18 protein-coding genes are annotated in these 20,748 nt (G+C 72.8%); 12 read left to right on the plus strand and 6 right to left on the minus strand.

The window, feature by feature from the left end:
• The 3 genes from O7611_RS10900 to O7611_RS10910 are packed head-to-tail and all read left to right on the plus strand — an operon-like array spanning window position 1 to window position 2,578.
• Window positions 1-930 (plus strand): ROK family protein, encoded by a 930-nt coding sequence (locus O7611_RS10900; RefSeq protein WP_194800019.1) that lies wholly within the window; start codon window positions 1-3, stop codon window positions 928-930.
• Complete coding sequence (locus O7611_RS10905) at window positions 927-1,616, plus strand: N-acetylmannosamine-6-phosphate 2-epimerase (RefSeq protein ID WP_269696737.1); 690 nt, start codon at window positions 927-929, stop codon at window positions 1,614-1,616. The genes O7611_RS10900 and O7611_RS10905 overlap by 4 nt, the downstream gene beginning before the upstream one ends.
• Window positions 1,607-2,578, plus strand: coding sequence for an acetylxylan esterase (locus O7611_RS10910; RefSeq protein WP_194800021.1), 972 nt, complete (start codon window positions 1,607-1,609; stop codon window positions 2,576-2,578). Before O7611_RS10905 ends, O7611_RS10910 begins: the two co-directional genes overlap by 10 nt.
• Here the strand turns inward: O7611_RS10910 and O7611_RS10915 are convergent.
• The 3 genes from O7611_RS10915 to O7611_RS10925 all read right to left on the minus strand — a co-directional run bounded on the left by O7611_RS10915 (window position 2,575) and on the right by O7611_RS10925 (window position 5,742).
• Entirely contained in the window at window positions 2,575-3,618 is a 1,044-nt protein-coding gene (locus O7611_RS10915) for a polyprenyl synthetase family protein (RefSeq protein WP_194800022.1), read from the minus strand. The two genes, O7611_RS10910 and O7611_RS10915, sit on opposite strands and share 4 nt — an antisense overlap.
• Window positions 3,619-3,625: 7 nt before the next feature.
• Window positions 3,626-4,036: a hypothetical protein gene (locus tag O7611_RS10920; protein WP_013477142.1), complete on the minus strand. Its 411-nt coding sequence runs from the start codon at window positions 4,034-4,036 to the stop codon at window positions 3,626-3,628.
• A gap of 83 nt (window positions 4,037-4,119) precedes the next feature.
• Window positions 4,120-5,742, minus strand: a complete 1,623-nt coding sequence (locus O7611_RS10925; RefSeq protein ID WP_269696738.1) for a DUF11 domain-containing protein — start codon at window positions 5,740-5,742, stop codon at window positions 4,120-4,122.
• Window positions 5,743-5,849: 107 nt separating this feature from the next.
• Between O7611_RS10925 and O7611_RS10930 the strand changes: the two genes are divergently transcribed.
• The 6 genes from O7611_RS10930 to O7611_RS10955 all read left to right on the plus strand — a co-directional run bounded on the left by O7611_RS10930 (window position 5,850) and on the right by O7611_RS10955 (window position 13,294).
• Window positions 5,850-6,002 carry a hypothetical protein gene (locus tag O7611_RS10930; protein ID WP_269696739.1) on the plus strand — a complete coding sequence of 51 codons (153 nt, stop codon included), beginning with the start codon at window positions 5,850-5,852 and terminating at the stop codon, window positions 6,000-6,002.
• A 210-nt stretch (window positions 6,003-6,212) separates the two neighbouring features.
• Window positions 6,213-7,775 carry a phenylacetate--CoA ligase family protein gene (locus tag O7611_RS10935; RefSeq protein ID WP_269696740.1) on the plus strand — a complete coding sequence of 521 codons (1,563 nt, stop codon included), beginning with the start codon at window positions 6,213-6,215 and terminating at the stop codon, window positions 7,773-7,775.
• A gap of 3 nt (window positions 7,776-7,778) precedes the next feature.
• Complete coding sequence (locus O7611_RS10940) at window positions 7,779-8,219, plus strand: DUF4188 domain-containing protein (protein WP_104114793.1); 441 nt, start codon at window positions 7,779-7,781, stop codon at window positions 8,217-8,219.
• Window positions 8,216-9,298 (plus strand): hypothetical protein, encoded by a 1,083-nt coding sequence (locus O7611_RS10945; RefSeq protein WP_269696741.1) that lies wholly within the window; start codon window positions 8,216-8,218, stop codon window positions 9,296-9,298. Before O7611_RS10940 ends, O7611_RS10945 begins: the two co-directional genes overlap by 4 nt.
• 2 nt (window positions 9,299-9,300) lie before the next feature.
• A complete protein-coding gene (locus tag O7611_RS10950; RefSeq protein WP_194800026.1) occupies window positions 9,301-10,317 on the plus strand; it encodes a nitroreductase in 1,017 nt (338 codons plus the stop codon).
• Between the two features lie 154 nt (window positions 10,318-10,471).
• A complete protein-coding gene (locus O7611_RS10955; RefSeq protein ID WP_269696742.1) occupies window positions 10,472-13,294 on the plus strand; it encodes a glycosyl hydrolase family 95 catalytic domain-containing protein in 2,823 nt (940 codons plus the stop codon).
• Window positions 13,295-13,346: 52 nt separating this feature from the next.
• Here O7611_RS10955 and O7611_RS10960 read toward each other — a convergent pair whose 3' ends face one another.
• On the minus strand, window positions 13,347-14,060 hold the full coding sequence (locus tag O7611_RS10960) for a hypothetical protein (RefSeq protein WP_269696743.1): 714 nt from the start codon (window positions 14,058-14,060) through the stop codon (window positions 13,347-13,349).
• 73 nt (window positions 14,061-14,133) lie between these two features.
• On the opposite strand from O7611_RS10960, the gene O7611_RS10965 reads away from it, so the two are divergent.
• Window positions 14,134-14,961 (plus strand): PIG-L family deacetylase, encoded by an 828-nt coding sequence (locus O7611_RS10965; protein ID WP_174537744.1) that lies wholly within the window; start codon window positions 14,134-14,136, stop codon window positions 14,959-14,961.
• Between the two features lie 34 nt (window positions 14,962-14,995).
• On the opposite strand, the gene O7611_RS10970 is transcribed toward O7611_RS10965, so the two are convergent.
• Entirely contained in the window at window positions 14,996-16,102 is a 1,107-nt protein-coding gene (locus tag O7611_RS10970) for a carboxylate-amine ligase (RefSeq protein ID WP_194800030.1), read from the minus strand.
• A 94-nt stretch (window positions 16,103-16,196) separates the two neighbouring features.
• On the opposite strand from O7611_RS10970, the gene O7611_RS10975 reads away from it, so the two are divergent.
• Window positions 16,197-17,168: a hypothetical protein gene (locus O7611_RS10975; protein WP_194800031.1), complete on the plus strand. Its 972-nt coding sequence runs from the start codon at window positions 16,197-16,199 to the stop codon at window positions 17,166-17,168.
• 119 nt (window positions 17,169-17,287) lie between these two features.
• Here the strand turns inward: O7611_RS10975 and glnA are convergent, their stop codons facing one another.
• Window positions 17,288-18,712: a type I glutamate--ammonia ligase gene (gene glnA, locus O7611_RS10980; RefSeq protein ID WP_194800032.1), complete on the minus strand. Its 1,425-nt coding sequence runs from the start codon at window positions 18,710-18,712 to the stop codon at window positions 17,288-17,290.
• A 233-nt stretch (window positions 18,713-18,945) separates the two neighbouring features.
• On the opposite strand from glnA, the gene O7611_RS10985 reads away from it, so the two are divergent.
• Entirely contained in the window at window positions 18,946-20,730 is a 1,785-nt protein-coding gene (locus O7611_RS10985) for an N-acetylglutaminylglutamine amidotransferase (protein ID WP_269696744.1), read from the plus strand.
• Window positions 20,731-20,748: the final 18 nt, after the last annotated feature.

A 20,748-nucleotide genomic window follows, 5' to 3' on the forward strand; every position in this document is an offset into this window, starting at 1 on the left:
ATGCCCGACGTGAGCACCACCGGTCTGGTCGCCGCGCTCGACATCGGCGGCACCAAGACCACCGCCGCCCTGGTCACCGCCGCCGGAGAGGTCGTGGGCCGGCGCACCGCGCCGACACCTGGTCGCTCCGGTGCTGCCGCGGTGCTCGACACCGCGGCCGGCCTGGTGGAGAAGCTGCGGGCGGACGCGCCGGGCGTCGTACGGGCGCTCGGCGTCGGTAGCGCCGGAGTCATCGACAGCGGCTCCGGCCTGGTGCTGTCCGCCACCGACGTGCTGACCGGGTGGACCGGCACGGACCTGCGCGGCGACCTGAGCCGGCGCCTGGGCGTACCGGTCACCGTGATCAACGACGTGCACGCCCACGCGCTGGGCGAGGCGCGTCACGGCGTCGCGGCCGGCTACGACACGGTGCTCTACGTCGCCGTGGGCACCGGCGTCGGCGCGTCGTTCGTCCTCGGCGACACCGTGCTCACCGGTGCGCACAGCGCGGCCGGGCACGCCGGGCACCAGCCGTCGGCGTACGCCGGAACGCTCGCCTGCACCTGCGGCGGGCGCGGGCACCTGGAGGCGATCGCCGCCGGGCCCGCGCTCACCGCCGAGTACGTCCGGCGTACCGGCCGGGCGGTGGCCGACCTGCGGGCCGTCGCCGCGCTCGCCGCGGACGGCGACGAGACGGCCCGGGATGTCGTCCGGCTCGGCGGCGCGGCTGTCGGCTCCGCCGTCGGCGGCCTGGTCAACGTGCTCGACCCCGCCGCCGTGGTGATCGGCGGCGGCGTCACCGGCCTCGGCGAGCCGTGGTGGCGGGCGCTGCGCGACGCGGTGCCCGCCGAGACACTGCCCGCCCTGGCCGCAGTGCCGGTCCTCGCCTCCACCCTCGGCCCCGACGCGCCACTGCTCGGCGCCGCCTCGCTCGCCTGGAAGGTCTCATGAACACGCTCGTCGACCAGCTCCGTGACCGCCTGGTGGTCTCCTGCCAGGCGTACCCGGGTGAGCCGATGCGCGACCCGGACACCATGCGCCGGGTCGCGCTCGCCACCGCCCGCGGCGGCGCCGCCGGTATCCGCGCCCAGGGGCTGGCGGACATCGCGGCGATCCGCGCGGCGGTGGACCTGCCGCTGATCGGGCTCTGGAAGGACGGCGACGACGACGTCTTCATCACCCCGACCCTCGAACACGCGCTCGCCGTCGCCGACGCCGGGGCGCACGTCGTCGCGCTCGACGGCACGTCCCGGCCCCGGCCCGACGGCCGTACGCTCGCCGAGACGATCGCCGCCGTGCACGAGCGCACCGGCGCGCTCGTGATGGCCGACTGCTCCACGTTGGACGAGGGCATCGCTGCTGCCGCCGCCGGCGCCGACCTGGTCGGCACCACTCTCTCCGGGTACACCGCGTACACCAGGAAGGGCGACGGGCCGGACCTGGACCTGGTCGCCCGGCTCGCCGCCGCGGTCGAGGTCCCGGTGGTCGCCGAGGGACGCATCCACACCCCGGAGCAGGCCGCGCAGGCGCTGCGGGCGGGCGCGTGGACGGTCGTGGTGGGCACCGCCATCACCCACCCGAGCACGATCACCGGCTGGTTCGCCTCGGCCGTGCGGGAGGCCGCGTCGTGCCGCTGACCGACCTCGACCTGGCCGGCTGTCTGGCGTACCGGCCGGAGCTTCACGTGCCGGCGGACCTGGACGCGTTCTGGGCGCGCACGCTCGGCGGCGGCGGCGACCCGGAGCGTGCGGTCTACGAGCCGGTCGACACCGGGCTGACCCAGATCCGGACGTACGCCGCCACGATCCCCGGTTTCGGCGGTGAGCCGGTACGCGGATGGCTGCACCTGCCGGCCGGTGCCGACGGGCCGCTGCCCTGCGTGGTCGAGTACCTCGGCTACGGCCGGGGCCGCGGCCTGGCGCACGAGAAGCTGTTCTGGGCCGCGGCGGGGTTCGCGCACCTGATCATGGACAGCCGGGGCCAAGGCTGGAGCGCCGCCACCGGCGGCACGCCCGACCCGCACCCCTACCCGGCCGGCACCGTGCCCGGCTTCCTCACCCGGGGCGTCGACGACCCGGCCGAGCACTACTACCGGCGGCTGATCACCGACGCGGTGCGCTTCGCCGAGGCGGCCCGGCGGCACCCGGCCGTCGACCCCGCCCGGGTAGCGGTGACCGGCTTCAGCCAGGGCGGCGGCCTGGCCCTGGCCGCCGCAGCGCTGTGCCCGGACGTCGTGGCGGTCATGCCGGACGTGCCGTTCCTCTGCGACATCCGCCGGGGCGTGCGCGTCGCCGGCCCGGACAGCCCGTACGCCGAGGTCGTCGAGTACCTCGCGCTGCACCGCGACCGCGCCGACCGGGTGTTCCGCACGCTGTCCTACCTGGACGCCGCCGTGCTCGCGCCGCGCGCGACAGCGCCGGCGCTGTTCTCGATCGCGCTGCGGGACCAGGTCTGCCCGCCGTCGACCTGCTTCGCCGCCTACCACCGCTACGGCGGCGACAAGGACGTGCGGGTGTACGAGTTCAACGACCACGAGGGCGGCGAGGCGGCACACCAGCGCGAACAGCTCACCTGGCTGCGCGCGATCCTGGGCGCCTAACGCGCGCGTTCCACCACGTAGTCGGTCAGCTCCAGCAGGAAACGGCCGTCCTCGCTGTCGGCGGCGGCGCCGAGCGCCCGCTCACCCTCGCGGCGGGCGGCCAGCGCGAGGTCCCGGGCGCTGCGCCGCGCCGACTCCACACAGTCGTACGCGAGCAGTCGCCCGTGCAGCCAGCGCACCTCGGCGTCGGTGCGCTCCGCGCGGGTACGGCTCAGCAGCCGCACGAGCCGTTCGCGTTCCTCCGGTGTGCACCGCCGCATGAAGTCGATCAGGATCAGCGTGCGTTTGCCCTCCCACAGGTCACCGGCGATCTCCTTGCCGTACCGGGCGTAGTCGCCGGTGAGGTTGAGCGCGTCGTCCTGGATCTGGAACGCCGCGCCCAGATACCAGCCGTAGCGGTCGAGCACGTCGACGGCGTTCTCCCGGCCGGTCGCCACGAGGACGCCGGTGCGGCACGGGTAGATGCACGTGTACCAGGACGTCTTCTTCAGGCACATCCGGTAGTAGTCGTCGGCGTCGAGGTCGCACACGTTGTCGCGGATCCAGCCGATCTCGATGGCCTGCCCCTCCAGCGAGTGGCGCATCATCAGCTCGGTCTCGGTGAACAGCCGCCAGGCGATCCCGGAGCCGAGGGCCGCCCGGTTCGCCGCCAGCCGCCGCAACGCCAGCAGGTTCGTCATGTTGCCGACGTTCAGCGCCACGCCCACGCCGTACTCGGCGTGCAGCGTCCGCCCGCCGCGTCGCTGCTCGCTGGAATCCTGGATGTCGTCGTGGATGAGGAAGGCGTTGTGGAACAGCTCCACCGTCACTGCGGCGTTGAGGCCCACCGCGTCGCCGCCGCCGAACGCCCGGCACGTGGCCAGGCACAGCGCGGCGCGCAGCCCCTTGCCCCACCGGCGCGGATACTCCGCGACCAGGTCGTAGAGGTAGCGCGGGCCGCCGTCGGGCACGTCGTCGAGCAGCGCGCCGAGGGCGAGCCCGCGATAGCGCTCCAGCATCCGTTCCACGTGCCCGCCGGCCACCCCGGTGGGCGGCGCCATCGCGCGGCTACCGGTCCGTCGGCCGCTTCGGGGCCGGCGACGCCAGCCGGTCCGCGAGGCCGTTTGCCACCTCGGGCGCCAGCCGCGCCAGATTGAGTACGGTGTCCAGCGCGTCGTGCGCGTCCGACGTGTACCGCCGGATCACCTCGCCGCGCTGGTCGTCGGCCATCTTCAGTTGCCCGACCACGGTGTCGATCAGGGCGTGCCCGTCGGTGCGGACCCGGGCGACGAGTTCGTCGAACGCCTCCGGGTCCACGCGCCGGCTCTCGGTCAGCTTCTCCTCGAGCCGCCGGGCGCCGGCCAGCCCCGCCGCGAGTTCCTCCTCCAGCACCGTGGCCGCGTGGGTCACGGTCTCCGAGGTCTCCTCGGCCACCTTCTCGAAGCGCTCGTTCGTGCGCTCACGCTCCACGTTCTCCATGCGGCGGAGTCTCCACCCGGCTCCGGGCGCCGGGCTAGGCATGTGTCGCGATGGTGACTGACGGTAATGACCGCAGGTGGTGGTCAGGGGTGTCGGCGCGAGCGCCGGGTCAGGACCAGACCGGCGACCAGGAGCACGCCGAGGGTCACGGCGGCGAGCCCGATCGAGGTGATGGTGACCATGCCACTGCCGGTCACCGGCAACGGTGGGATCGGCTTGGGCGGCCCCGGCTTGGGTGGCTTCGGTGTGGGCGGTTCCGGTGTCGGCGGTGTCGGGGTGGGCTGCACCGGCCCGGCGACGACGACTGTGGCCGAGCAGCTCGGGGTGCAGCCCGGGTCGGTGGCGCCTTCGGGTGGTGTGACTGTGGTGGTGTTCGTGAGGTCTCCGGTGGTGTCGGCGGGCACGGTTCCGGTGATCGTGTAGGTGAGCGTGCCGCCCGCGAGGACGGTCACCGTGTCGGCGATGTTGCCGGTGCCGGAGGTGGTGCAGGTGCTGCCGGTGGACGCCGCACACGTCCAGGTGAAGCCGGGCAGCGGCAGGGTATCGGTGACCGTGGTGCCGACGGCGTCGGACGGGCCGCCGTTGGTGACGGTGACCGTGTAGGTCAGGGGAGTACCCGGCACGTACGGGCTGGGTGCCGCCGCCTTGGTCACCGCCAGGTCGACGTTCGGCCGACCCGGGGTCACGACCGTCGCCGTGCAGTTCGGCGTGCAGCCGGGATCGGAGACACCCTCGGGCGGGGTCACGGTGGTGGTGTTGGTGAGGTCGCCGGTGGTGCCTGCGGGTACGGTCCCGCTGATCGTGTAGGTGAGCGTGCCGCCGGCGAGCACGGTGACGGTGTCGGCGAGTTCCCCGCTGCCGGAGGCGGTGCACGTGCTGCCGGTGGACGCCGCGCAGGTCCAGGTGAAGCCGGGCAGCGGGAGCGTGTCCGTGACTGTGGCGCCGACGGCGTCGGACGGCCCGCCGTTGGTGACGGTGACCGTGTACGTCAGCGACGCCCCCGGCACGTACGGGTCAGGGGTTGCCGTCTTGGTGACGGCCAGGTCGACGGCGGGTGCCGCCGGGGTCACCACCGTCGCGGTGCAGGTGGGCGTGCAGCCGGGGTCGGAGACCCCGTCGGGTGGGGTGACCGTCGCGGTGTTCGTGAGGTCGCCGGTGGTGCTCGACGGCACGGTCCCGCTGACCGTGTACGTGAGCGTCCCGCCCGCGAGCACGGTCACGGTGTCGCTGATGTCCCCGGTGCCGGAGGCGGTGCACGTGCTGCCGGTGGACGCCGCGCAGGTCCAGGTGAACCCGGGCGCCGGCAGGGGATCGGTGACGGTGGCGCCGACGGCGTCGGACGGCCCGCCGTTGGTGACCGTGACGGTGTACGTCAGCGGTGCGCCCGGCACGTACGGGTTCGGGCTCGCCGTCTTCGTCACGGCCAGGTCGACGGTGGGGATGACCTGGAGCGTGGCGGAGCCGGGCGGGTTGATCCCGAGGATCGTCGGGAAGTTGCTCTCACAGCCGGGGATCGGCGTGCCGTCCGGCCCGGCGCATCCGGTGTTCGTGTACGAGCCGACCACGTCCGCGGTCACCTCGACGGAGACGGTGCAGGACGCGACGCCCAGGCCGATGTCGCCGTCGAAGACCACGGAGGTCGCGCCGGCTGCCGCGGTCACCGTGGCGTCCGAGCAGGTGGTGTTGTTCACCCCGGTCGCGGTCACGCGCGCCGCTGCCTCCCGGCCCCGGCACGTACACCGAACCGGGTGATCCGGTGTAGGAACCGATGCGGATCGGCGCGTCGACCGCGCTCTCGTTGGAGAAGTCCTCGGTGAAGATGGGAGTGCCGGGCTGGGGCACTCCTGGCTGGCCGGGAACGGTGGCCGAGGCGGGCGGGGGCGAGACCACCACCGCGAACGTCGACGACGACGCCAGCACGGCGAGCACCGCCAGCGCCGACGCAGGTCGCCACCATCCCTTGTGAACCATCTTCCTCTTCCCCCGTTGTGGCTGGTCGGAGCCGGAAGGCCTCGACGCTCACAGCGGTAAAGGTGCCAGGTCATTGCCCCTTAAGTCCGTCTTTTCATGATTCCTGCGTCCGCTCACGGCGGTCGGCCGGCTGGGTACGGGTACTCAGCGCAGTACCGTCCCGTCGCTCATGTGTCCGCGTCGCGGCGTCGACAGGATGCTTCTCATGGCCGAGACGCTGCACCGACACGCCGCTGCACGTACCGTCGACACGCCGTTGCCCGCCGAGGCCGCGCTGGCCCCCGCCGGCCGCGCGGTCGCCGCGCTGGCCCGGCTCGTCGCCCACCACCCCGCCGGCTGGCGCTGGCTGGCCCGGCGCCACCACCCGGTCCTCGACCGCCTCGCCGCCGCGAACGCGCGGTCGACCTGCGTGCGGGCGGCCCGGCGGGTGCCCGCCTACCAGGCGTTCCTGCGGGCCCGCCCGGGCGGCCTGCGCCGCCGGCTGCGGGACTTCCCGGAGACCGACAAGCGCGGGTACGTCATGGCGTACGACGCCTCGGCCCGGTGCCGGAACGGGCGGATGCCGGAGCGGGGCGTGGTGGTCGACGAGTCGGCCGGATCGTCCGGGCGGCCGTTCAACTGGCCGCGCGGCGAGCGGGAGCTGCGGGGGGTGCACCGGGACATCGCCGGCTACACCGGACTGGCGTTCCCGATGCGCCGTCCGTTCGTCATCAACGCGTACTCGATGGGCGCCTGGGCGACCGGCACCACCACGGGCGCGGCGATGGCCCGGATCGCCACCGTGAAGAACACCGGCCCCGACCTCGGGAAGATCGTCGACACGCTGCGCGAGTTCGGTCCCGGCCACGACTACCTGGTGACCGCGTACCCGCCGTTCCTCAAGCACCTGCGGGACCGGCTCGACGCCGAGGACTTTCCGTGGTCGCGGTACCGGATCTTCGCCAGCTGCGGCGGCGAGGGCATGACCGAGGCGCTGCGCGACTACCTGGAACAGCGGTTCGTGCGGGTGCGGTCGGCGTACGGGGCGTCGGACCTGACCATCGGCATCGGTGCGGAGACCCGGTTCACGGTGTGGCTGCGGCGACGGCTGCGTACCGACGCGGGACTGCGCGCGGAACTGCTCGGCGCGGGGGAGCAGCGGCTGCCGATGGTGTTCCAGTACAACCCGTTCGCCACCTACCTGGAGACGAACGAGCGGCGGGAACTGCTCTGCACCGTGACGAGCCCGCACGTGCTCCAGCCCCGGCTGCGCTACAACGTGGGCGACGAGGCGCTGCTGGTGCCGTACCGGCGGATCGTCGAGCTGGCCCACGCCGACCCGGTACGCCGCGCCGAGTTCCGTACCGCGGTCGCCGAGGAGCGGATGACGCTGCCGTTGCTGCTGCTGTTCGGCCGCAGCGACTCCACCGTGTCCTACCTGGGCGCGAACCTCTACCCGCAGGACGTCGAGTACGGCCTCTACACCGGCAACCCGTACGCCGCCGAGATCAACAGGTTCTGCCTCACCCTGCACGAGGACGCGGCGCTGGAGACCCGGCCGGTGATCCACGTCGAGCTGCGCCGCCCGCTGGACAGCGCGGCCCGCGCGGCGCTCGCCGACGCGTGCCGCGACGGGGTACGCGCGCACCTCACCTCGGTGTCGCGGGACTTCGCGCAGTCCCTGGTGGAGGACCCGACCGCCGGTGACCTGCGGGTGGAGCTGCACGAACCGGACGGCGGCCCGTTCGCCGGCATGCAGAAGATCAAGAACGTCTACCTGGTGAGGTGAACGATGCGTACCCGTGACTTCTCCCGCGCCCCGGCGCAGGCCCGCGCCGGCGCCATGTTCATCGGCGGCACCCGGTACGCGAACCCGCTGGTGCTGCTGCGCCTGGCCCCCGACTGGATCCGGATGGTGCGCGACATGCGCCGGATGTCCGGCTACTGCTGGCACACCGTCTACTGGCAGTTCCCGCTGACGCTCGGCACCATCGCGTTCTTCACCGACCGGGACGCGCTGCTGCGCTTCGCCCGCACCCGGCACCACCGCAGGCTGATGATGTGGCTGACCGACGGCAACCGCAACGCCACCGCCGGGTTCATCCGGCTCTACACCGCCTCCCCGGACGGCTACTCAAACGGCGCGTGGCGGGCCGAGGACGGCGCGATGGGCCACATCGAGCGGTTCACGCCGCTGGGCGCGGAGACGACCGGACCGGCGGTGCGCCGGTGACCGGCCACCGGTTCGAGCGCGTCACCGGCCGGCGCGGCCTGCGCGACTTCCTCACCCTCACCGACCGGCTGTACGCGGACGAGCCCCGGTACGTGCCGACGCCCCGGCAGCAGATCCGCCGCTGGTGGCGCGACGGCGTGCCGATGTACGTGCTGCGTGACACCACCGGCGCCGTGGCCGGGCGGACCACGCTGCACACCGACGCGGACCTCGACGCGAAGCTGGGCCGCCGGTGCCAGCTGTTCGGGCTCACCGAGTTCACCGCGTCCGCCGCCGGGCCGCTGTTCGACGCGATCACCACGCACGCCACACCCGGCCGGGACCTGCTGTTCGGGCCGGTGGCGCTGCTGCCCAACCAGGCCGGTGGCGTGATCACCTCCGGGTACGCCGACCGGGGTTTCGTGGACAGCGCGTGGAACCCGCCGCACTACCCGGAGGCGTACGAGGAGAACGGGTTCACCGGGCGGTTCGTCTCCGACACCTGGATCTGCCCGGTGCCGCCGCCGGCCGGGCCGCCGCCCGCGCTCGGCGTGCAGCCCGACGGCGTGCTGCTGGAGCTGCACCGGGGGAGCACCCGGCGGCTCGACGAGCAGCTCGACCTGCTGCGGGGGATGCTCAACGACTCCTTCGCCCAGCTCGGCTACTACACGCCGATCGCGGCGGCCCAGCTGCGGCGGCAGACCGACGGCCTGGCGTACCTGCTGGACGAGTCCCTGCTGCTCTACCTGACCCGCGACGGGCGCCCGGTGGCGTTCGTGCTCTGCGTGCCGGACATCAGCGACTTCCTGGTCGCGGTGCGCGGCGACCTGAACCCGGTCAACCAGCTGCGGCTGCTGGCGACCCGGCGCCGGTACCGGCGGGAGGCGGTGCTGATCGTCAAGGGTGTGGTGCCGGAGTTCCAGGGGCGCGGCTACCAGCGGCTGCTGTCGGAGCACCTGCACCGCAACCTGCACGCCGGCGGCTACACGGCGCTGCGCAGCACGTACGTCGGGCGGGACAACCCGGCGTCCGCGGCCCAGTACCGGCACCTCGGCGGACGCCCGCTGCACGGCTACACGTTCTATGCCAGGGAGCGGTGACCATGGACCTCGCCGCGTTCCACGCGCTGGAGCCGCTGTGCTGGCGGGCGCCGAGCGCACACAACACCCAGCCGTGGCGGCTGCGCTACGAGCGCTGGGCGATCACCGTCGGCTGGGATCCGGCCGACGCCCTGCCCGCGGGCGACCCGACCGGCCGGGACCTGCGGCTGTCGCTGGGCGCGTTCGTGGAGACCTGCCTGATCGTCGCCGCCGACGCGGGGCTGCGGCTGGACTGGGCCGCCGACCACGACGAGTCCGACCGGCGGGTGGGGCGGCTGCGTCCGGCGCGGCAGCCGTACCGGACGCCGTTCCGCACCGCCGACGTGTGGGATCGGCGTACCCACCGGGGCCGGTTCACCGGCGGCCCGGACGCCGACGTGGTCGCGGCCGTGGACGCGGTTGCCCGCCGGGCCGGTGGCGCGGTCCGCGCGGTGCCGGCGGCCGGGCGGCTGCGCGCGCTGCTGCGCACTGCCGACCGGCACGTGTACGCCGACCCGGCGGTGGTCGCGGAGCTGCGCCGCTGGCTGCGCCTGGACCGGTCGGGCCCGCGCTACCGGACCGACGGGCTCAGTGACAGGTGCCTCGGGCTGGGCCGGGCCACGGCCACCGGGCTGCGGGCGGCGCTGGCGGCGTACCCGGCGTTGCGCCCGCTGGGGCTGCCCCGGCTGCTCGCCGCCGCGGGCGGTGATCCGCTGGCGCAGGGCGGCGGGGTGCTGGCGCTCGTCGCGCCGCCCGGTCTGGACGCGGCCGGGCAGGTCGAGTTCGGACGCGTGCTGATGCGGATGTGGCTGACGTTGCACACGGCCGGGCTGGCCGCGCACCCGCTCAGTCAGCTCGTCGACGTCGCAGCCACCCGGGACGCGCTCGGCGCGCTGCTGGACGTGGCGCCGGAGCGGATCGTGCACGTGGCCCGGGTGGGCCGGCCGGCCGTCCCCGCGCCCCGTTCGGCCCGGCGAGTGCGCCACGGATCGGATCTGTTAGCGGTAACACCCCTTGACGCAGTGTCACTTCATCCATGAGAGTCCATGTTGGCTGATGTGTCGCCCGGTCGGGAGCCCTGGGCGCGTAGTGGCAGGAATGCGGCGTCCGGGTGCGCGAGCGATGTCTGTTAGCGATAACAGCATCGGCGTGCACTCGGGCCCCGCCCGCTGATCTGCGCGGTTGGGAGCAACCATGTCCGAAGTGACACGACGAAACATCATCAAGGCCACGGCGGCGGGCGCCGGTGCCGCGCTGGTGCCGGCCGCCTGGAGCGCCGCCGCGCGCGCCGGCTCGGCGGCGCCACCACAGGTGCTGGCCGCGAACGACCTTGCCCTCTGGTACGACGAACCGGCCGGCACCGACTGGCTGCGCGCCCTGCCGATCGGCAACGGACGGCTCGGCGCGATGGTGTTCGGCAACGTCGACACCGAGCGGCTCCAGCTCAACGAGGACACCGTCTGGGCCGGCGGCCCGTACGACTCGGCGAACACCAGGGGCGCGGCCAACCTGGCCGAGATCCGGCGTCGCGTCTTCGCCGACCAGTGGACCTCGGCCCAGGACCTGATCAACCAGACCATGATGGGCAGCCCGGGTGGGCAGCTCGCCTACCAGACCGTCGGCGACCTCCGGCTCTCCTTCGGGTCGGCGAGCGGGGCGACCCAGTACAACCGGACGCTCGACCTGACCACCGCCACCGTCACCACCACGTACGTGCTCAATGGTGTGCGGCACCAGCGGGAAGTGTTCGCCAGCGCGCCCGACCAGGTCATAGTGCTCCGGCTGACCGCCGACCGGGCGAACGCGATCACGTTCTCCGCCGCGTTCGACAGCCCGCAGCGGACCACCGTGTCCAGCCCGGACGGCGCGACAGTCGCGCTCGACGGCATCTCCGGCTCGATGGAGGGAGTGAACGGCTCGGTGCGGTTCCTCGCGCTGGCCAACGCCGCCGTCACCGGCGGCACGGTCAGCAGCTCCGGCGGCACGCTGCGGGTGTCCGGCGCCACCAGCGTGACGGTCCTGATCTCGATCGGCACCAGCTACGTCAACTACCGCACCGTCAACGGCGACTACCAGGGCATCGCCAGCAACCGGCTGAACGCCGCCCGGAGCGTCTCCGTCGACCAGCTCCGTTCCCGCCACCGCACCGACTACCAGGCGCTGTTCAACCGGGTCACGATCGACCTGGGCCGTACCGCCGCCGCCGACCAGCCCACCGACGTACGGATCGCGCAGCACGCGAGCACGAACGACCCGCAGTTCGCCGCGCTGCTGTTCCAGTTCGGGCGGTACCTGCTGATCTCCTCGTCGCGGCCGGGCACCCAGCCGGCGAACCTCCAGGGCATCTGGAACGACTCGCTGACGCCGTCCTGGGACTCGAAGTACACGGTGAACGCCAACCTGCCGATGAACTACTGGCCGGCCGACACCACGAACCTGTCCGAATGCTTCCTGCCGGTCTTCGACATGGTCAAGGACCTCACCGTGACCGGCGCGCGGGTCGCCCAGGCGCAGTACGGCGCCGGTGGCTGGGTCACCCACCACAACACCGACGCCTGGCGGGGCGCATCCGTCGTGGACGGCGCGTTCTGGGGCATGTGGCAGACCGGCGGGGCCTGGCTGAGCACGCTCATCTGGGACCACTACCTGTTCACCGGCGACAGCGGATTCCTGCAGGCCAACTACCCGGCCCTCAAGGGCGCCGCCCAGTTCTTCCTCGACACCCTGGTCGCCCACCCGACGCTCGGCTACCTGGTGACGAACCCGTCGAACTCGCCGGAGCTGGCCCACCACGCCAACGCCAGCGTCTGCGCCGGCCCGACGATGGACAACCAGATCCTGCGCGACCTGTTCGACGCCGCGGCCCGGGCCAGCGAGGTGCTCGGCGTCGACACCACGTTCCGGTCCCAGGTGCGTACGGCCAAGGACCGGCTGCCGCCGAGCCGCGTCGGCTCCCGGGGCAACGTGCAGGAGTGGCTCGCCGACTGGGTGGAGACCGAACGCACCCACCGGCACGTCTCCCACCTGTACGGGCTGCATCCCAGCAACCAGATCACCAGGCGGGGCACGCCGGCGCTGTACGAGGCCGCCCGCAAGACACTGGAGCTGCGCGGCGACGACGGGACCGGCTGGTCCCTCGCCTGGAAGATCAATTTCTGGGCCCGGCTGGAGGACGGCGCCCGCGCCCACAAGCTCCTGCGCGACCTGGTCCGCACCGACCGGCTCGCGCCGAACATGTTCGACCTGCACCCGCCGTTCCAGATCGACGGGAACTTCGGCGCCACCTCGGGCATCGCCGAGATGTTGCTGCACAGCCACACCGGCGAGCTGCACCTGCTGCCCGCGCTGCCCAGCGCCTGGCCCGCCGGGCAGGTCGCGGGGCTGCGCGGCCGGGGCGGCTACACGGTGGCGCTGGCCTGGAGCAACAGCCAGGCCGACGAGATCAGCGTCCGCGCCGACCGCGACGGCACGCTGCGACTGCGGTCCCGGCTGTTCACCGGCAGCTTCACCCTCACCGACGTCACCGACGGCAGCACGCCCGCCACCACCCGGCCGGAGTCCGACGTCGTCGCGCTCAGCGTCCGCGCCGGCCACACCTACCGGGCGGCCCGGCCCGGCGTGACCCCCTCGCCGACGGTGACGCCGACGTCCACGCCGTCACCGACCCCGACTCCGACCCCGACCCCGACCCCGACCACCGGCTCGCCGGCGCCGTCCGGCGCGCGTGCCACGTACGCGATCACCGGCTCCTGGTCCGGCGGCTTCCAGGCCGAGGTGACGGTGACCGCCGGCACCACCGCGATCCGCGGCTGGACGGTGTCCTGGACGTTCCCGAACGGTCAGGTGATCAACCAGATCTGGAGCGGCACGCACACCCAGAACGGCGCGAACGTCACGGTGCGCAACGTCGACTACAACGGATCCCTGCCGGCCGGCGGCTCCACCACGTTCGGCTTCATCGGCACGGCCGGCGGCACCAACAACCCGCCGACGAACCTCACCTGCACGACCACCTGACCGCTGACGCGCCCCGCCGCGGCCACCCGGCCGGGGCGGGGCGTGCCGCCGGTCAGGCCAACAGCGTCTCGCGCAGCCGCGCGCCCAGATTGAACTCGCCGACCACCCGGGGACCGGCCGGGTCGTACACGGCGATGCGGTGGTTGCGGCGCATCATCTCCCGCACCGCCGGCGGCAGCCGGGGCGGGTCGTCCATCGTCGCGAGCACCCGCGCGCCGGTGCCCATCAGCCGTTCCACCAGCGACGCGCTGTCGGTGTCCACACGCACCCGGCCGAACTCCCAGCCGGCCGTGGTCAGGTCGAGCACCTCGAACAGGCGCGTCACGAACGGCTGCGGATCGGTCACCTTGTCCAGCCGGTCGGCCCGCCCGCCGACCGCCGCCACGGCGCCTGCCACCTGCGCGTACGGGTGCAGCCCGCTGGGCAGCGCGCCGAGCGGCCAGCGCAGCGCGGGCCCGGCCTCCTTCCACAGGGGCCGGTAGTTGCGGCGGTGCACCAGCAGCCGCCGGCCGGTACGCCGGAACACCTCGTGCGCCTGGCCCTGCAGGTCGGCGTGGGCCTGATCGGCGGCCTCGCAGACGATCCCGGCGGCCACCACGAGACCGTCGTCATCGGACAGCAGCCGGGTGATCGCGTCCACCTGCTCCGGGAACCGGAGGCGGGCGTGCGCCCCGTAGGACTGCCGGACGTCCCGCAGCAGCTCCTGCTGACGTGTGGGGTCCAGTTCGACCCGTCCGCCACCGAGCAACCGCTGGAGCCAACCCATCGCGCCTCGCTTCCGTCGCCGTCTGCGGACCGGGCAATGCTAGTTCGTCGGCCGATGCTCGTATGGTGACGGGGTGACCGATCGATCCCTGACCCTGATGGCGGTGCACGCGCACCCCGACGACGAGGCGACGAGCACCGGCGGCATCCTGGCGCGCTACGCGGCCGAGGGCGTCACCACGGTGCTCGTGACGTGCACCGACGGGGGGTGCGGCGACGGTCCCGGCGGGATCAAGCCGGACGACCCCGGCCACGACCCGCAGGCCGTCGTCGAGATGCGCCGCGCCGAGCTGGCCGCGAGCTGCGAGGCGCTGAAGGTCACCCACCTGGAGACCCTCGACTACGGCGACTCCGGGATGATGGGCTGGGCGACGAACGACGCGCCCGGCGCGTTCTGGAACACGCCGGTGGCCGAGGCGGCCGGCCGGCTGGCCGAGCTGATCCGGCGCTACCGCCCCGACGTCGTCGTCACCTACGACGAGAACGGCTTCTACGGCCACCCGGACCACATCCAGGCCCACCGGATCACCATGGCCGCCGTCGAGCAGACCGGCATCCCGGCCAAGGTCTACTGGACCACCGTGCCGCGCAGTGCGTTCCGGCAGTTCGGCACCGTCATGCGGGAGATCGGGGTGGAGTTCCCCGAGCCGGAGGCGACCGACGAGATGCCGGCGCTGGGCCTGCCGGACGACGAGATCACCACCTGGGTCGACACCAGCGGCTACGGCGGGCAGAAGTTCGCCTCGCTCGCCGCGCACGCCAGCCAGGCGGAGAACATCTTCTTCCTGCGCCTCGGGCAGGAGCGGTTCACCGAGCTGATGGGCATGGAGACGTTCGTGCGGGTACGGGACACCACCGGCGCGCCGACGCCGGAGGACGACCTGTTCGCCGGGCTGCGCTGACCGGTCGCCGGTCCGGTCCGGGGAGGTCATCGACTCACGTCGAGACGGTCTGCGCGGCCAGGTGCGCGAGCACCACGCGGATGTCGCCGCCGGTGTCAGCCATGACCTGACGCTGCCGGGTGGCGCCGGTGCCGTCCCGGCGCACCCGGTCCAGCTCGCGCCGGACCAGGTCTAGGTCGCCGTGGCGGGTCAGCGCGGGCGTGACGGTGACGAACAGGTCGTCGACGAGGTCCCAGGCGGGCCGGGGCCGCCCGGTGCGCAGGTCGACCAGCTCGCCGTCGACGCCGTCGTGGGCGGCCCGCCAGTGCGCGGCGGCGACCAGGCAGTCCCGGATGCGGGGTGCGGGTACGCCGGCGCGGACGTCGTCGATCAGGGTGGCCACGAGCGCCCGGACCAGCCCGGCGACCAGCACCGTGTCGTCGACGGTGGGACACACGTCGCCGACCCGGACCTCCACCGTCGGGTACGACGCGGACGGGCGGGCGTACCAGTAGACCATCGCGGCGTCGAGCATGATCCCGGCGGTGATCAGGTCCGCCACCGTGGCGTCGTAGTCGGCGGCGGAGTCGAAGTGCGGTGTCGGTCCGATGCTCGGCCACCGTTCCAGCTGCATCGAGCGCCAGCTCGCGTGGCCGGTGTCCCGCCCGTCGTGCAGCGGCGAGTTGGTGGTGAGCGCCTGCACCACCGGCAGCCACTGGCGCAGGTGGTTGCAGACCTGCACGGCGAGTTCCCGGTCCGGGACGCCGACGTGGACGTGGCAGCCGCAGACCGCCGGGTCGTGGGCCACCGGGCCGAACCGGCGGGACATGTCGTGGTAGCGCTGCTCGTCGGGCACCGTGCGGTGGGCCTCGCAGACCGGGGTGGCGCCGACGGCGACCAGCTGCGCCCCGGCCGCGTCGGCCGCCCGCGCGGCCGCCCGGCGCAGCGTGACCAGGTGCTCCCGCAGCTCTCCGAGATCGGGGCTGACCGGCGTCACCATCTCGACCATGCTGTGCCGGAACTCCTGCCGGCTCTGCTCGCGGGCGGTGCCGGAGAGCGCGCCGCGTACCCGGTCGGCGACCGGCATGCTCTCGCCGGTGGCCGGGTCCAGCAGCAGGAACTCCTCTTCCACCCCGAGGGTCAGGACGTGAGGCGGAGTCATGTCCCGACGGTACGAGGGCGGGGGCCGGCCCGAGGCCGTTTCCGCCGACCACCGCCCCCGCGGGTGGCGGCACGCAGAGCGGCAGAATGACGAGGTGACCTCACCTGGTGTCTCCTACGGCGACCTCGACCTGCTTGCCGACGCTGGACGCTGGCACGACCTGCTGAGGTTCGCTGCCACAGTCGAGGCGGGGCCGGTCGACCAGCGGCGGGAGACGGCGCACGTCGTGGCATTGGAAGCGCCGGCCGGGATCGCCGCCGCCGCAGCCGAACTGTTTCCCGGCGATGACAAGGGCTCCCCGGGGCCCCTGTGGGAGGTGGTAGCCCAAAACCACACGTGGCGAGAACTGACCCCCCATCTGGCCGACCCACGCACGCGGCATCTGACAGCCCACACTCGCGTGCTGCACGGCGAGGATCTCCGTGCGGCCGCCGACCTCGATCCACAGCTGCTCGATGCCCCGCTGTGCCTTCTGCCGTGGGAAGCCGCCAACTGGTACAGCACCTTGGACATCCCCGAGTACGACCGGTCCGGCAGTTCGGGATGCACCATCTGGGCCTGTCCGAGCCAGTTGGCCGACCCGAAGCCGCTACCCGTGACCACCGTACGGCCGGCACAGCACGCCGCGGTGGCACTCCTCGGCCGCTTGTCACCGGCTACCCAGGCGTACGCGTTCCACGGAACCGCATGGGAGGCGGCCTCGGTGGTGGCCACCGACCAGGCCAGGATGCCCAGGGGCCAGCGGTGGCAGGGCCTGCGGGGCCGCCAGGGATCACAGGTTCCCTTCGCCGATGTCTACCCCAGCCTGGTGCACCTGGCCACCGGTGAAGGGCCTTACGCGCGTCGGACCGGACAGGCGCTCGGACGGACGGCTCTCTGGAAGGCACTCGCCGTCATGGCTGACGTGACCCCTGCCGCAGGGGCGGGCAGCGTCAGCGCGTTTGTCGAACGCCTGCACTGCGTCGTCTGGCAGGAGCCCGACGACGAGATCTGGTACCTGCACCTGGCGATGGAAGACCCGGCGCAGGGCATCGCCTGGGTCCTCACCGGCAACGACTTCGACTGACCGGACAGCGACCGTCAGCGCATCGGAGCGGCGGCCATGCCCGCTGTGAGCCGAGCATGACCGCCGTCCGCGAGGTCGTGCAGTGCTTCTGTTGATCCGGGTCAGCGCCGTGATCGGTCTCAGCAGTCGAAGTAGAGCGCGAACTCGTGCGGAGTGGGCCGCAGCCGGACCGGGTCGACCTCGTTGGCGTTCTTCCAGTCGACCCAGGTGGAGATCAGGTCGGCGGTGAAGACGTCGCCGTCGAGCAGGTAGTCGTGGTCGGTCTCCAGCGCCGCCAGTGCCTCAGGCAGCGAGCCGGGTACCTGCTTGACGTCGCCCCACTCCTCCGGCGGCAGGTCGTACAGGTCCTTGTCGATCGGCGCCGGCGGCTCGATCTTGTTCTTGATGCCGTCGAGACCGGCCATGAGCATGGCCGAGAAGGCCAGGTAGGGGTTGCTGGACGGGTCCGGCACCCGGAACTCGACGCGCTTGGCCTTGGGGTTGCTGCCGGTGACCGGGATGCGGGTGCAGGCGGAGCGGTTGCGCTGCGAGTAGACCAGGTTGACCGGCGCCTCGAAGCCCGGCACCAGACGACGGTAGGAGTTCACCGTCGGGTTGGTGAAGGCCAGCAGCGACGGGGCGTGGTGCAGCAGGCCGCCGATGTACCAGCGGGCGGTGTCGGACAGGCCGGCGTAGCCGGTCTCGTCGTAGAACAGCGGTTCGCCGCCGCGCCAGAGGCTCTGGTGGGTGTGCATGCCGGAGCCGTTGTCACCGAACACCGGCTTGGGCATGAACGTCGCGGTCTTGCCGTGCGCCCACGCCTCGTTCTTGATCAGGTACTTGAAGAGCTGAAGCTCGTCGGCGGAGTGCAGCAGCGTCGAGAACTTGTAGTTGATCTCGGACTGCCCGCCGGTGCCCACCTCGTGGTGCGAACGCTCCACTGTGAAACCGGCGTCCACCATCCGGCGGACCATGCTGTCGCGCAGGTCGGCGTAGTGGTCGACAGGCGGCACCGGGAAGTAGCCGCCCTTGTAGGCGGTCTTGTAGCCGCGGTTGCCGCCCTCCTCGACCCGCCCGGTGTTCCAGGCGCCCTCGATCGAGTCGATGTAGTAGAACGACTGGTGCGCCGAGGTCTCGTGGCGGATCGAGTCGAAGATGTAGAACTCCGCCTCGGCGCCGAAGTACGCGGTGTCGGCGATGCCGCTCGCCGCCAGGTACGCCTCCGCCTTCTTCGCCACGTTGCGCGGGTCGCGGGAGTACGCCTCCCGGGTGAACGGGTCGTGGACGAAGAAGTTCAACGCGACGGTCTTCTGCGTGCGGAACGGGTCCACGAACGCGGTCGCCACGTCCGGCAGCAGGAGCATGTCCGACTCGTGGATCGACTGGAAACCGCGGATCGACGAGCCGTCGAAGGCGAGACCGTCGGTGAAGACGCTGTCGTCGAACGACTCGACCGGCAGGTTGAAGTGCTGCATCACGCCGGGCAGGTCACAGAAACGTACGTCGACGAACTTCACGTCCTCGTCGGTGAGGTATCGCAGGAGTTCCTCGGAATTGGCGAACACACGTCCTCCTGGCAGGCGTCGTTGATCCTGGCCACGTCCCGTGGCCGGACCGCCCGGGGACATGGCCCGTACCGCCACCGTACGACGGCTCGCCGTGCCCGGCTCGCCAACCGCCCATCAGGGTTTCCTTCGCCACAGGCCGGGTAGTCGCCGTACCCGGCGGACCGCCCGGGAGACGACGTGGCGGGAGGTTGGCGTGGTGGGTGCTGCTCGACTGACCGGCGGACGCTGAGATGTGCGGGATCAGCGGTGAGGCCAGACTCGACGGGGCCACCCCCGACGCGGCCGCGGTGACCCGGATGACCGCCGCCATGCGCTCCCGCGGGCCGGACGGCGAGGGCGCGTGGAGTGACGGCTGGATCACCCTCGGGCACCGCCGGCTGACAGTGATCGACCTGTCCGAGGCCGGCGCCCAGCCGATGGTCCGCGACGACCTCGGCCTGGCCCTGGTCTTCAACGGCTGCGTCTACAACTACCCGGAGCTGCGCGACGAACTGCGCGCGGCCGGGCACACCTTTCACAGCACCAGCGACACCGAGGTGATCCTGGTGGCGTACGCGCAGTGGGGGGAGCGATTCGTCGACCGCCTGGTCGGCATGTTCGCGGTGGCGCTGGTGGACCGGCGGCGGCGATGCCTCGTGCTGGCCCGCGACCGGCTCGGCATCAAGCCGCTCTACCTCGCCGAGTCGCCCGGCCGGCTCCGGTTCGCCTCCACGCTGCCGGCGCTGCTGGCCGGCGGGAACGTCGACACCGGCATCGACCCGGTCGCGCTGCACCACTACCTGTCCTGGCACTCGATCGTGCCGGCGCCGCGCACGATCCTGCGCGGCATCCGCAAGCTGCCCCCGGCCACCGTCCGGGTGGTCGAGGCCGACGGGCGCAGCCGCGAGCGCGTCTACTGGCGGCCCGAGTACCGGCGCGACCCGGCCCACGAGGGCATGGACGCCGCCGACTGGCGGGCCGCCGTCGGGGACGCGCTGCGCACCGCCGTACGCCGCCGGCTGGTCGCGGACGTGCCGGTCGGGGTGCTGCTCTCCGGTGGCCTGGACTCCAGCATGATCGTGGCGCTGCTGGACGGCGCCGGACAGCACCACCTCCAGACGTTCAGCATCGGGTTCGACAGCCGCGGCGACGAGAGCGGCGACGAGTTCCACTACTCCGACCTGGTGGCCCGCGCGTTCGGCACCGACCACCACCGCATCCGGCTCGCCGACGGCGACCTCGGCCCGGCCGTGCGCGCCACCGTGGCGGCCATGACCGAACCGATGGGCAGCCACGACGTGGTGGCGTTCTACCTGCTCTCCGAGCAGGTCGCCCGGCACGTGAAGGTGGCGCAGTCCGGCCAGGGCGCCGACGAGGTGTTCGCCGGCTACGGCTACCACCACCGGCTGGCCGACGCGGCCCGCGACGACGCGACGGCCGGGTTCACCGCCGCGTTCTTCGACCGCGACCACGCCGAGCTGACCGAGGTGGTCGAACCGGCGTACGCCTGCGACGGTGACGCCAGCGGCGAGCTGGTCGCCGCCGACCTGGCCGCGCCGGGCGCGCAGACCGCCGTGGACGCCGTGCTGCGCCTGGACACCCACCTGATGCTGCCCGACGACCCGGTCAAGCGGGTGGACAGCATGAGCATGGCGTGGGGGCTGGAGGTGCGTACGCCCTTCCTCGACCAGGACCTGGTCACGCTCGCCGCGGCGTGCCCGCCTGAGCACAAGCTGGCCCAGGGCGGCAAGGGCGTGCTCAAGGAGGTGGCCCGCGAGGTGCTGCCGGCCGAGGTCATCGACCGGCCCAAGGGTTACTTCCCGGTGCCGGCGCTGCGCAACGTCGACGGTCCCGTGCGAGAGTTGGTGGTCGAGGCGCTGGGTGCGCCCGAGGCGCGCCGGCGCGGGCTGTTCCGCCGGGCGTACGTCGACGAGCTGCTGGCCGAGCCGGACCGGGCCCAGGCCGCCGCCGGCAGCAACAAGCTGTGGCAACTGGGCCTGCTGGAGCTGTGGTTGCAGACGCACGGCGTGAGCTGAGCGGGGCGGGAGAAGCAC

The organism is Micromonospora sp. WMMC273 (genome assembly GCF_027460285.1).
GTDB classification, from domain to species: Bacteria; Actinomycetota; Actinomycetes; order Mycobacteriales; family Micromonosporaceae; genus Micromonospora; species Micromonospora aurantiaca.